Source organism: Candidatus Krumholzibacteriia bacterium (assembly GCA_030748535.1).
Taxonomy (GTDB): domain Bacteria; phylum Krumholzibacteriota; class Krumholzibacteriia; order JACNKJ01; family JACNKJ01; genus JASMLU01.
The window spans coordinates 268946-280529 of sequence record JASMLU010000002.1 but is presented as its reverse complement, the minus strand read 5'-3'; the positions used below and the strand labels follow the sequence as shown (position 1 = coordinate 280529).

At 57.3% G+C, this 11584-nt stretch carries 13 protein-coding genes; 10 read left to right on the top strand and 3 right to left on the bottom strand.

The features are described from left to right. Positions 1-19: 19 nt before the first annotated feature. Positions 20-2296, top strand: a complete 2277-nt coding sequence (locus QGH30_05185; protein MDP7021728.1) for a UvrD-helicase domain-containing protein — start codon at positions 20-22, stop codon at positions 2294-2296. On the opposite strand, the gene QGH30_05180 is transcribed toward QGH30_05185, so the two are convergent. The 3 genes from QGH30_05180 to QGH30_05170 all read right to left on the bottom strand — a co-directional run bounded on the left by QGH30_05180 (position 2293) and on the right by QGH30_05170 (position 4309). After that, entirely contained in the window at positions 2293-2967 is a 675-nt protein-coding gene (locus QGH30_05180) for an enoyl-CoA hydratase/isomerase family protein (GenBank protein MDP7021727.1), read from the bottom strand. The two genes, QGH30_05185 and QGH30_05180, sit on opposite strands and share 4 nt — an antisense overlap. A gap of 189 nt (positions 2968-3156) precedes the next feature. After that, the gene (locus tag QGH30_05175; protein MDP7021726.1) at positions 3157-3783 is read right to left on the bottom strand and encodes a hypothetical protein; all 627 of its coding nucleotides are present in this window, start codon (positions 3781-3783) and stop codon (positions 3157-3159) included. 190 nt (positions 3784-3973) lie between these two features. Continuing rightward, positions 3974-4309 carry a hypothetical protein gene (locus tag QGH30_05170; GenBank protein MDP7021725.1) on the bottom strand — a complete coding sequence of 112 codons (336 nt, stop codon included), beginning with the start codon at positions 4307-4309 and terminating at the stop codon, positions 3974-3976. Between the two features lie 145 nt (positions 4310-4454). Here QGH30_05170 and QGH30_05165 point away from each other — a divergent pair, with 145 nt between their 5' ends. The 9 genes from QGH30_05165 to QGH30_05125 all read left to right on the top strand — a co-directional run bounded on the left by QGH30_05165 (position 4455) and on the right by QGH30_05125 (position 11579). Further along, positions 4455-5444 (top strand): sugar ABC transporter permease, encoded by a 990-nt coding sequence (locus QGH30_05165; protein MDP7021724.1) that lies wholly within the window; start codon positions 4455-4457, stop codon positions 5442-5444. A gap of 9 nt (positions 5445-5453) precedes the next feature. Continuing rightward, the gene (locus tag QGH30_05160; protein MDP7021723.1) at positions 5454-6335 is read left to right on the top strand and encodes a carbohydrate ABC transporter permease; all 882 of its coding nucleotides are present in this window, start codon (positions 5454-5456) and stop codon (positions 6333-6335) included. A gap of 2 nt (positions 6336-6337) precedes the next feature. Next, complete coding sequence (locus QGH30_05155) at positions 6338-7609, top strand: ABC transporter substrate-binding protein (GenBank protein ID MDP7021722.1); 1272 nt, start codon at positions 6338-6340, stop codon at positions 7607-7609. A gap of 58 nt (positions 7610-7667) precedes the next feature. Then, entirely contained in the window at positions 7668-8312 is a 645-nt protein-coding gene (locus tag QGH30_05150) for a lamin tail domain-containing protein (protein MDP7021721.1), read from the top strand. Positions 8313-8395: 83 nt separating this feature from the next. After that, entirely contained in the window at positions 8396-9379 is a 984-nt protein-coding gene (gene meaB / locus QGH30_05145) for a methylmalonyl Co-A mutase-associated GTPase MeaB (protein ID MDP7021720.1), read from the top strand. After that, entirely contained in the window at positions 9372-9791 is a 420-nt protein-coding gene (locus QGH30_05140; protein ID MDP7021719.1) for a cobalamin B12-binding domain-containing protein, read from the top strand. Before meaB ends, QGH30_05140 begins: the two co-directional genes overlap by 8 nt. Continuing rightward, positions 9788-10657 (top strand): 3-hydroxybutyryl-CoA dehydrogenase, encoded by an 870-nt coding sequence (locus QGH30_05135; GenBank protein MDP7021718.1) that lies wholly within the window; start codon positions 9788-9790, stop codon positions 10655-10657. Before QGH30_05140 ends, QGH30_05135 begins: the two co-directional genes overlap by 4 nt. Next, the gene (locus tag QGH30_05130; GenBank protein MDP7021717.1) at positions 10654-11163 is read left to right on the top strand and encodes a hypothetical protein; all 510 of its coding nucleotides are present in this window, start codon (positions 10654-10656) and stop codon (positions 11161-11163) included. The genes QGH30_05135 and QGH30_05130 overlap by 4 nt, the downstream gene beginning before the upstream one ends. 8 nt (positions 11164-11171) lie before the next feature. Beyond that, the gene (locus tag QGH30_05125) at positions 11172-11579 is read left to right on the top strand and encodes a hypothetical protein (protein MDP7021716.1); all 408 of its coding nucleotides are present in this window, start codon (positions 11172-11174) and stop codon (positions 11577-11579) included. The last annotated feature ends 5 nt before the right edge of the window (positions 11580-11584 follow it).

The following is an 11584-nucleotide window of genomic DNA, read 5'->3' as shown; positions in this document are numbered from 1 at the left end:
CCACACACAGCGGAGTTGCATGAAGGCACTGTCCCTGAATAAACCGCAAGAAGAAGCCGTCCTGCATGAGGAGGGGCCCTGCCTTGTGATTGCAGGCGCGGGGAGCGGAAAGACCCGTGTCCTGACCGAGCGCATCCGGAGGCTGGTCACTGAGGGCACGCCTCCCTGGAGGATTCTCGGCTTCACTTTTACCAATCGCGCAGCTTCGGAGATGCGTCGCCGACTGGAGGAGTCACTCGGAGAGCGTGCAAGAAGGCTCTGGCTCGGCACCTTCCATTCCACGGGACTCAGGATCCTTCGCCGTGAATGGGAAGAGGCCGGCATCGACCGGGACTTCGGCATCTATGATGCTGATGACCAACTTTCGCTGCTGAAGAGAATCATCAAGGATCTTTCCATCCCGGAAGGGATCAGTCCCAATTCTGCCCGCTCGGTGATTGAGGGACTGAAGCGTTCGCTGATTCTTCCCTCTGAATTCGAAAGCCGCGCCGAGGGAATCGTGGAAGCCCGGGTGGCCCGCATTTACAAAGCCTATGAGGCGGGACTGCGATCGGCGAAGGCTCTGGACTTCACGGACCTGATTTCCCGCCCCGTCCGTCTTTTCCAGGAGAATCAGGATCTCATGCGATCCTGGGCAGATCGTTTTGATTTCGTGCTGGTCGATGAATTTCAGGATACGAACCCCTTGCAGATGCAGTTCATTTCTCACTTGTCCTCCCTTCACGGAAATCTCTTTGTGGTGGGCGACGATGACCAGTCCATCTATGGCTGGCGGGGTGCAGAAATCAGCCACATTCTGGAGTTTGAAAAACAGTGGAAGGGCGCACGCACGATTCGTCTGGAGCAGAATTACCGTTCCACGCGCCCCATCCTGGAAGTGGCCAATGCGGTGATCGCGAACAACCGGGACCGGAAAGGGAAGACCCTCTGGACGGCTCTTGATGAAGGCGAGAAGGTCAGGGTTCAAACCGTGCTGGATGAGGAAGAGGAAGCCGAGAGCATTGCCCGAAGGATTCGCAGCTCCGAAGTTCTCGACAGCCACTGGAACCGTCATGCAGTGCTCTATCGCACTCATGCGCAAAGCCGTTCTCTGGAAGCCGCACTCGGCCGCTACCGTATTCCCTATCGTATCATCGGGGGAACTCGATTCTATGACCGCAAGGAGATCCGGGATCTGCTTGCCTACCTGAAACTGGCGGCCAATCCCGCCGACACGGTCAGCTTTCAGCGGGTATTGAATGTGCCGCCCCGGGGAATTGGCAAGACCAGCGCAGCTAGGCTTCTGGATCTTGCCAGGCGTGAAAAGATGGCGCCGGGGCTCCTGATAACCGCCTTTCCCGATCTGCTGGAGGAACTGCCTGCTGCAGCTTCCCGGCGTCTTCGGGACTTCGGCAAGCTACTTCTTTCCCTGAGTCCCGATCCCCGCAGGGATCATGCTCCGTCGGTTCTGCAGCGACTGCTGGAGAAGGTTCCCTATCTTGACTACCTCGAGCAGAGTGATCCTTCGACCTTCGACACCCGCAGGGAAAATGTGGAAGAACTGCTCAATGCGTCTCAGGCCTTTTACGAGTCCCGGATCAGTGAGCCTGTTCCCGAGGATGAAGACAGGGCTTCCGCCGAGTCAGGTTCCCTGAGTGACTTTCTTGCCGATGTTGCTCTGGTAGCGGACATCGATTCTCTGGAGGAAGACAGCGAGACCGTTACGCTGATGACCCTGCACAATGCCAAGGGTCTTGAATACGACTCGGTCTATCTTTCCGGGGTGGAGGAGCTTCTGCTTCCTCATGCAATGAACATTGAGGAAGACAGCAAGCTGGAAGAGGAGCGCCGACTTTTCTATGTAGGAGTGACTCGTGCAATGCGCCTCCTCTTTCTCACCCACGCCCTCAACCGGCGTCGTTTCGGGGATACGCTATCCGTGATGCCTAGCCGCTTCCTTTCCGAACTGCCGGAGGACTGGGTTGAAAGGGAGGGGGAGGAACTTTCCTTCCGAAGCGGTACCTCTTCCTTCGCAAATCGTCGGAGCTCCTATCAGGGGAGAGCTGCGGCCCCCGTTCATCGTGCTCCTTCCAGTTCTTCCTGGGATGACTTCAGTCAGGAAAGCGGCAGTGAGAATGATTTCAGTCAGGATGAGTCCGGGCTTCGAGTCGGAATGCGAGTGCGCCACCCCAGTTTGGGTCTGGGCAAGGTTCACAAACTGGAAGGCAGTGGTGAGGATCTTCGCGTGATCGTCATGTTCGACCGGAAGGGAGCCCGCAAGCTCCTGGTCAGGGTGGCCGGACTGGAACCTGCCTAGCCTTCCTTGCGGGAAGAATGTCCGGCGCGGGCCTTTCGTGATTCCTCACTGCTGAAGGCCTCATGACGAATTCGGGCGATTTCTTCCAGACTGTCTTTCGACAAGGTCTCTTCCTCATCGAGCAGGTTCAGCAGGCGTCGGCTCCCGCAGAAGGCAGCGCGGGTTCCCTTGCTGATGGATTTTAGAACTTCGTGAGTTTCTTCTTCCAGTTGGTCTTCAGGGCAAACTCGATTGAGGAATCCGGACGCCATGGCCCGTCGGGCATCGATGGTCTCTCCCGTGAGAAAGAGCTCCCGGGTCAGGGCGGATCCCATTCGACGCATCCCCGTGTGGCTGTAGACCAAACCGAGTCGCACGGAGGGAATGGCCAGACGGATCCCCTCGGCGGCAATCCTCAGATCCGCACAGGATAGCAGTTCCAGGACCCTGCCCCAAGCGTCTCCCTGAAGGCTTGCGACGATGGGAGCGGGCCAGTCCGAAAGCCTCTGCATGAGAGATTCAAAGGGGTCATGCCGCCTCTCTTCCTCTGAAGAGTGAAAGATGCTCTCCGGAATCCTGTCAATCGGGTAGCCGGTGCTGAAGTGCTTCCCCTCGGAGCTGAGAAGAAGAATCGTGCTTCCATCAAGAGAGTCGAGAGCCTTGTGGAAATCCCGAAGAAGTTCGGGGGACAGCAGGTTGCGAGGGGGATCCTGGAGGCGGATCTCCGCCCACTGTCAGTGGCTGCTGCACTGGATCATCATGGCAACTCCCTGATTGATTTCGATCAGGCTAGTCCCTGTCATGAGGAATGGCCATAGAAAAAAGGGGGGCTATTGCCCCCCCAGAATTTGCTCAATGGATATTCTATCCGGTTCGCCCGGCTAGTTGCAGGAACTGATCGCGTAGAAGCTAGCGAAGAATCCGAGGTCGGCGACGTCAGTGGCGCCATCCTCATTGTAATCGTGGCAAGGATCAGATGTACCCGTATTGAAGTCACTGGCGAACTTTGCAAGGTCAGAAACGTTCACGGTGAGAGAACCGTCAAGGTCCGGACTGTCGGCGGACACGCAGACGGGGTTACCGTTGTTGAGGACAATGTCCAGGGCCAGAACGTAAAGATCGGTGTCATTACAGTTCACGCCCGTGCTTCCGTCGCCCGCAACTCCGCCGAGGATCGTGCCACTGAAAGTGGCCTGACCGTTAGCATCAGTACCGGAGTCGGCCTGGCTGGCCTGACCGGCGCAGGTGACGATCTGGGGATTGTAAAGAGTCAGGTCTGTGGCGGCGAGAGTCACAACGGGATCACCATAAATGTCGAGAACCGTAACCGAAATGACATAGCCGTTGTCCGAAAGGTCTTCGGCTCCACTAGGGGCAATCGTGAAACGACCGCAGTTTGCAGCAGACGCGGTGGAGTTTGCGGAATTCGGGATTCCGGCGAGTGCCACGGAGACGATTCCCATGGTGAGCAGGGCTGCCAGCGCAAAGGTGAGTTTCCTCTTGGCCATTCATAACCTCCTGAAGATGGCCGCCCCTGAGAAGTATGTCTTGCTAGGGGCTGAACCGAATGTTCAAACAAACAAAAGACAGACTAGGATGCCTTTCGCAAATATCCATGAGCAGGAATGATGCTGCCCAAGTTCCAACAGGGATAAGTATACCCCGAAAAGGGGTGAAGGGTCAACTGCTAGAAAGATGCTAGAGTTCTTTTGCCATTCCCTGGACCCGGTCAACAGGCACAGTAAACGCAATTCCGCTGCCCTTGCGGCTCAGGGGACCACAGATTTCCGGGAGCATTTTGAGGATGGCATCGGCCTTCTCCTCTTCCACCACGGAAAGAAGAAGGGAGTGCTGGCTTTCCCTTCCCGGGAAAAGTCCGCGAATTCCGGCGAATATCGGGATCTCTTCCGAGAGAATCTGCCCCATCCCTCTGGCATCCAGCACCGTTGAGCCGGTGACACCGACCTCCAGAAAGGCTTCCAGAATGTCCTCCAGGACATCGCTTTGGGGCAGGATGATGACGAGCATAACCATGGATTTCCACCTGTTTCCTGTGAGGGGGCAAGCTTCCTTCCTTTTTCCCGCTCAGGCAACAGAAAAGTGACTGCAAGCTGCCATTGACAGGAGAGACTTCCCTTTCTAGAGTAAGCGTCCGGCGCAAGCAAGGAAGGGTTTTCGTTTGAGCCAGCTACTGAGCGCGGAGCAATTGCACCAGAGGATGTTGCGTCGCAAGCGACTGGACGCGTTTTCTGCGCTACTCTATATCCTTCCCGCTGCGGCCGTGGTCTTTACCTTCCGTCTCGTTCCCATTATTGCGGCCTTCACATTCAGTTTCTTCGAAATCAAGATGGGAGCCCTGGTTGGCTTCGTAGGTCTGGGGCACTACGGAAAACTGTTCCAGGATCCGACCTTCTGGCACTCCCTCTCCACGACACTCTGGTTCGTACTCGGGACCGTGCCACCCGCGATCTTTGTCTCTCTCTTTTTCGCACTGCTTCTGAACCGGAAGATCCGTGCTCTGGGTCTTTACCGAATGGTCTACTTCATTCCCGTGGTAACGAGCATGGTGGCAGTGGCCGTCATCTGGAAATGGATCCTTGAGCCGGAAATCGGCATCCTGAATTTTCTGCTGGAGAAGATCGGAATCGGTCCCATGGGATGGCTGTCGGAAAGTCGGGGGATCTTCCAGCTCATGGCAGCAGGAGTGGGCCTGAGCCTGCCGGAGTGGGCTGGCGGGCCGAGCCTTGCCCTGATCAGCCTCGCCCTGGTGAACACCTGGAAGGGTCTGGGCTACAACATCGTGATCTTTCTGGCGGGATTGCAGAACATACCGAAGCAACAGTATGAGGCCGCTCGCATCGATGGAGCAAACAACTGGCAACTCCTGCGCTATGTGACCTGGCCCATGCTCAGTCCCACGACATTCTATGTTTTCATCATGAGCACGATTGTCAGTTTCCAGACTTTCAGTCTGGTCTACCTGATGACCTCTCCGCCGGGCGGGCCGGAGGACAGCACAAAGGTGCTGGTCTACTATCTCTTCGACAAGGGCTTCACGCCTCCGGCCAGTCTGGGACGGGCCAGTGCCGTGGCTCTGGTTCTCTTTGTGATCATCCTCGCGCTGACCATCGTGCAGCGGAAGGTCGCAGAGAAACGGGTTCACTACTAGGGGGACGGGATGAATCTGGATACGATGCGCAGGATTCCGGGGAGGGTGGGTATCCACCTTCTGCTGATCGTATGCAGTCTCACGATGCTCCTGCCCTTTGTCTGGATGAGTGCCACGAGCTTTCGCGACACGATGGAAATCACTCGCGATCCCTTTGGATTCATTCCCCGGATTTTCACCTCAGCGTTCACGGAGGGAGGGGAAGTTCGCTCAGTCGCCCGGGTCTTTGCCAACTACATTGAAGCCTGGCAGAGCGCACCCTTTGCCCGATACTTCCTGAACACGATTTTCGTGGCCCTCTCCTGCGTCTTCGGGGTGGTGGTGACCAGTGCGTTTGCGGCCTATGCCTTCGCGAGGATGGAGTTCAGGGGAAGGGACATTCTCTTCATGATCTTTCTGGCCATGATGATGGTACCCGAGCCAGTGTATCTGGTGCCGAGCTTTGTCATCATGGCTCGCCTACACTGGCTGGACACCTACTACGCGCTGATTGTCCCCTGGACCGTGAAGGTCTTTTCCATTTTCCTGCTTCGACAGCACTTCAAGACCATCCCCCAGGATCTCTTTGATGCGGCGAAAATTGACGGTGCCGGTCGCTTCAAGGTGCTCTTGTCCATTGTGATTCCGCTGAGTCGAGCCATTCTGGTGACGATCGTTATTTTCACGATTATCGGAAGCTGGAACTCCTTTCTCTGGCCGCTGGTCATGACGCACAGTCCGGAAATGCGCCCCATCCAGATCGGTCTTGCGGCCTTCAGTCAGGAAGAGGGAACCGAGTACGGCCTGATGATGGCGGCTACTACGCTCAGCGTCCTGCCACTTCTGATTCTCTACTTCTTTGCCCAGAAGCAGATCATTTCCTCCATGGCTTCCAGCGGATTAAAGGAGTAGGGATGAAGCGTTGGTTTCTCCTTCTGTCTTTGTTCATGACATTGACCAGTTGTGCGCCCGGCCCTTCCGATGAGGAAGTCATTTTCTGGCATGCCATGGGTCGATGGGAGGGCGTGCTTGTCGAGATTATCGAGGAATTCAACGCCACCCATCCGCAGTACCTTCCGGTCAAGGCCTACAACATGAGCCGCTATCAGGCCCTGAGTCAGAAGATCATTGCTGCGGTCGCTGCCGGACAGCCTCCGACGATCAGCCAGGCTTATGAGTCCTGGACCAATGAAATGCGCTCGGCGAAGATCATCGAGTGCCTGCAGGATTATGCCGATGGACCGAAGGGACTCAGCGATGCCGACTGGGAGGACATCCAGCCGGTTTTTCTGGAAGAGTGCAGGGACAGCGAAGGCAGGCTTTGGAGCTTCCCTTTCAACAAGAGCGTTCGCTCCCTCTTTTTGAACCGTGACTTCTTTCGGGATTACGGCTATGACCCCGATCTTCCCCCTGAGGACTGGAGCAGTTGGCGGGACATGAGCCTGGCCATGACCCGGGATCTGGACGGCGACGGGCGCAATGACCATTGGGGAAGCACGGCCAAAAACTCGGTGACTTTCTTCGGGAACCTGCTTCTGCAAAACGGGGGTGACTTCTTCACGCCCGATGGCAAACGCTCTGCCATTGACAGCCCGGAGGGAGTCGAGGCCATGGAGTTCATGTGGGAGTTGCTTGGTTCCCGCAAGATGGGTTACTCCACCTTTGACTATGCCTACCAGAACGAGTTCAAGGCCGGCCTGGTTGGCATGATGGAAAGTTCCTCGGTGTCTCTTTCCTTTCTGCGTGGCAAGATCGACTTCGAACTGGGAGTTGCGCCCCTTCCCGGACGCAAGAAGCGTTGCGCCCTGATTCAGGGGACGAATCTGGTGGTCTTCAAGAAGGCCAATGAGCGACAGAAGGAGTCTGCCTGGGCCTTCATTCGTTTTCTGACCAATCAGGAGAATGCCACGAAATGGTCACTGGCGACGGGCTATGCTCCTCTTCGCAAGAGCTGCCTTGAGGCGGAATCCATGAAAGCGCTGATGCAGGAAGTTCCCGGCCTTCGGGAGACCTATGAGCAGCTCACCCTGAGCCGCTCTGAGCCGAGCAACATGGCCTGGTTTGCCGGCAGGAAGTATCTGGAAGAGGGTGCCATCCAGCGCGTGATGCGTGGCTCGGCTGACCCCGCGGAGGCTCTGCACAAGACGGTCGCTAAAATCAACAGGGAAATTGACTCGGAGTTGTAGCTACTCCGGCATCCCCCTTGCACTTTCTCGCCTCCTCCCTCCCGCAAAGGAGGCGTGAATGCAATTCCTCAAGCCGGGGGCTTCTGTTCCCCTGATTCTCTGGATCCTCTGTATTGTGACGGCCCTGCCATCTGGCAGTTTCGCCGAAGTGATTCTCAGCGAGTTTCTGGCCGCACCGGGAAGTGACTGGAGTGGCGACGGCATCATTGACTGGCGTGATGACGAATGGGTGGAAATTGTCAACCGCGGTGACAGTCCCGTGGAGCTCGGGGACTACTGGATCTCCGACTCCGTGAGCGATCCTGCCTGCCGATTCCGTTTCAGCGGTGTTCTGGAGCCGGACTCCCTGATCTGGGTGACCGGGGCCGAAGCGCGCGCATGGCAACTGGACATGGGTCTCGGTGGTGCAGGCCTCAGCCTCCGCAACAGCGGGGGAGAAGTCGTGCTTTACCGGGACGAGGGAGAGGAAGTCATCGAAGTCAGCCGGATAGACTATCTCACCTATCAGGCGGAATATCGAAGGAGCTTCGGTCGCTTTCCTGTCGAGAGCGAGGAGTGGGTTCTCTTTGACGGTTACAATCTCTACCACGGGCAGCAGACTCCCGGTTCCACCGGCTGTATGCCGAGCCCCGGGAGGGAAAACGAATGCGAGTCTCTGGCTGTGGAAGAGGCAGACTGGAGTCGACTGAAGCAACGCTATTGATCTCCGGGCGAGGGGAGGCAGGTGCCTCCCTTCGCCGTGGACAGCCCTTATAGCCTGTGCTAGCTTTTTTCAGAGGAGGCGGCATGGCTCAGGCGATGGTATCTGCATTGATCGATTCCTTTCGGCAGGGCGACCGCCTTGCCCTCGCCCGCCTGATCACTCTCGTGGAGAACCGGGCAAGCGCCCGAGACGAGATCATCGATTCGATACTCCCTCTTGCGGGTCAAGCCTATCGCATCGGCATCACCGGACCTCCCGGTTCCGGGAAGAGTACCCTGCTGGAAGAGCTTCTTCTGAAATACCGTAAAGACGGAAAGAGCCTAGGGGTCATTGCGGTGGATCCGAGCAGCCCCTTCAGTGGAGGAGCCTTGCTCGGGGATCGCCTGCGGATGCGTCGTGCCGGAGCAGATCCCGGTGTGTTTATCCGAAGTCTGGGCTCACGGGGAGCTCTGGGTGGCCTGAGCGAGGCGGCCGACATGGCACTGGATCTTCTCGATGCCTTTGGCATGGAGCGGGTCTTTGTGGAGACGGTGGGTGTGGGGCAGAGTGAACTAGATGTCGCGGAAAACGCCTACACCACGGTGGTGGTTCTGGTCCCAGAAAGCGGAGACCAGATTCAGACGATGAAGGCCGGACTTATGGAAATCGGGGATGTTTTTGTCGTCAACAAGACCGATCGAGAGGGTGCCGGGAGAATGATGGAGGCTCTCGAACTCAGTCTCGAGGAGAGTCCGGCTCGGGAGGGATGGAAGCCTCCGGTTCTGGGAACCTGTGCGAAGACTGCAGAGGGGGTCCTGGAACTCCAGGCGGCCATCGAATCCCACCGCGAGCATATATCGCAATACGGCAAGCTTGGTAATCTTCGAAAAGAGATTGGCTTGCGAAGAATACATAAAGCGGTTTCTAGCTCAGTCACCCGTGCCCTCTGGTCCGATCCCCGTCGAGCAAAACTTCTCGACCGGGGTCTTGATCAATGGCTGTCAGGTGCAGTAGCTTTCGGGGAACTCGTGGAGTCTCTCCTTCCGGAGGGACTTCATGCAAAGAGTCAGGGGGAAGGCGATGAGTGAGATCATTCGGGTTCTCGTGGCCAAGCCGGGACTGGACGGGCATGATCGTGGCGCGAGAGTCATCGCTCTGGCTTTGAAGGATGCCGGCATGGAGGTTATTTACACCGGGCTTCACCAGACGCCGGAGATGGTCGTGGAAGCGGCTCTCCAGGAGGATGTGGATGTGGTGGCCCTGAGCAGTCTCTCCGGTGCCCACATGAACCACTTTCCCCGTGTCCGGGAGCTTCTCGACGAGGCGGGAGCCAGTCGGATTCTCGTTGTCGGGGGAGGGATCGTTCCGGACAAGGATCGGGAGGAACTCTCGAGTCTGGGAATCGGCCGGTTCTTTGGACCGGGAACCGACACCCGTGATGTGATTGACTACATCCATGAGGAAATGGCGGCCCGCAGGGCGAATGAGGAGGAAGCATGAGTGAGCGGCTAATGGTGATTGGCGCAGGAACCATGGGGAACGGGATTGCGCAGGTCTTTGCGGCAAAGGGCTATGAGGTTCTGATGGTGGATGTGGATGAGAAGGCTCTGGCACGGGGAATGAAAACGATCTCCGGCAGTCTGGAGCGTCTCGTGAAGAAAGAGAGAATCACTGAAGAGGAGCGGAATACAACGCTTGCCCGCATTCAGACATCAAGCGACCCGAACGATGGCGCCGAGGTCTTTCTCGCAATCGAGGCGGCCACTGAGAATCAGGAAATCAAGGAAAAGATCTTTGCACAGTTGGCAGGAATCGTCCGGGAAGATGCCTGGCTTGCCACGAACACCTCCAGCATCTCCATTGATGAACTGGCCTCCGGTCTTCCCAATCCTTCCCGCTTTCTCGGCATGCACTTCATGAACCCGGTTCCCATGATGAAATTGGTGGAGATCATTCGGGGCAAGGCGACTTCCCGGGAAGTGGAAGAGGGCGTGCTGGAACTGACCCGCAAGCTGGGGAAGATTCCTGTACTGGTCAACGATGCACCGGGCTTTGTCGCAAACCGGATTCTCATGCCCATGATCAACGAGGCCTGCTTCACTCTGGAAGAGGGTGTGGGCGAGAAGGAAGCCATCGACACGATCATGAAACTTGGCATGGCGCATCCCATGGGGCCTCTGGAACTTGCCGACCTGATTGGACTGGATGTCTGTCTGTCGATAATGGAAGTCCTTCATGAGGGCTTCGACGATGAGAAGTATCGTCCTAGTCCCCTTCTTCAGCGCCTGGTGGCCGAAGGCAAGCTGGGTCGGAAAACCGGCGAGGGTTTCTACGACTATCGCAAGGAAGGAGCCAGCGGGGCATGAGAATTTACCTGCTTCTCTTACTCATGGTTGTCGGTAGTGCCACGGCTCTTGAGCCACTGCTTGATGAGATGAGCAGGGAAGGCGCCGATCCTTTTATCCGCAGTCTTCTTTGGCCCGGTCTCGGGCAGATCGACCAGGGTCGCCTGGCCGAGGGTGCCGGTTTCGCCGGGGGAGCGGTCCTTCTTACCGTCGCGCTCTTCCAGTTCCAGATGGATTACCATGGAGCTGCTCTCGACTATCGAAATGCGGGCGACGCCTATGCCGATGCCATCGAGAATGGAGACAGCGATACGGCCTGGGAGAACTACCAGCGGCTGTCGAGCCTTCACGGGGATGCCGACCGGAATCTGGAGCGTCGCAACCATGTGCGAACCGCACTTCTTCTCTGGTGGTCTGCCAACCTCGTGGATGTCTGGTGGCATGAGCGGGGGGCTCCCGACAGGCTGCACCTGCGAGCGCATCTTCGCCCCGACAGAAACGGTCTTGCACTCAGCGTGGATTTCTAGGAGGGATGATGCTACGGAGAACTCTCATTCTTTTGGCCCCGGCCTTCCTTCTCGGATGTGGAACGGATCACGGGCCTCTGGTCATCGACAGCTTTCCCGCGCCCCTGATCACAGAGGCGCAGCTTGTGTCTGCGGACTCGGTGCATCTGGCCTGGGAGTTTGAGAGCAACGATGAGGTGGATCTCTATCGGGTCTACATCGGTCTCTATCTCGCCTATCCGGGGGGAGAGGCCGCAGATACTTCTGCGCTCCATGACTCCACGACAGCTCTCCACTACGACTACTGGGACACGGCACTCGCTGTCTTCGATTCCACGCTCGGCGATACACTCTATCGCTTTACCTATTTCCGCGTGGCTCCCGTGGTCGAAGGGGTCGAGGAACTGGCCAGCCCGCGCGCCTTCCCCTCCTGGTAGGCGGG

Excerpts from the sequence above, each read along its gene's own strand:
- QGH30_05185 (MDP7021728.1), top strand. The coding sequence starts at position 20 with ATGAAGGCACTGTCCCTGAATAAACCGCAAGAAGAAGCCGTCCTGCAT.
- QGH30_05175 (MDP7021726.1), bottom strand. The coding sequence starts at position 3,783 with ATGGCCAAGAGGAAACTCACCTTTGCGCTGGCAGCCCTGCTCACCATG.
- QGH30_05170 (MDP7021725.1), bottom strand. The coding sequence starts at position 4,309 with ATGGTTATGCTCGTCATCATCCTGCCCCAAAGCGATGTCCTGGAGGAC.
- QGH30_05160 (MDP7021723.1), top strand. The coding sequence starts at position 5,454 with ATGAATCTGGATACGATGCGCAGGATTCCGGGGAGGGTGGGTATCCAC.
- QGH30_05155 (MDP7021722.1), top strand. The coding sequence starts at position 6,338 with ATGAAGCGTTGGTTTCTCCTTCTGTCTTTGTTCATGACATTGACCAGT.
- QGH30_05150 (MDP7021721.1), top strand. The coding sequence starts at position 7,668 with ATGCAATTCCTCAAGCCGGGGGCTTCTGTTCCCCTGATTCTCTGGATC.
- meaB (MDP7021720.1), top strand. The coding sequence starts at position 8,396 with ATGGCTCAGGCGATGGTATCTGCATTGATCGATTCCTTTCGGCAGGGC.
- QGH30_05140 (MDP7021719.1), top strand. The coding sequence starts at position 9,372 with ATGAGTGAGATCATTCGGGTTCTCGTGGCCAAGCCGGGACTGGACGGG.
- QGH30_05135 (MDP7021718.1), top strand. The coding sequence starts at position 9,788 with ATGAGTGAGCGGCTAATGGTGATTGGCGCAGGAACCATGGGGAACGGG.
- QGH30_05130 (MDP7021717.1), top strand. The coding sequence starts at position 10,654 with ATGAGAATTTACCTGCTTCTCTTACTCATGGTTGTCGGTAGTGCCACG.
- QGH30_05125 (MDP7021716.1), top strand. The coding sequence starts at position 11,172 with ATGCTACGGAGAACTCTCATTCTTTTGGCCCCGGCCTTCCTTCTCGGA.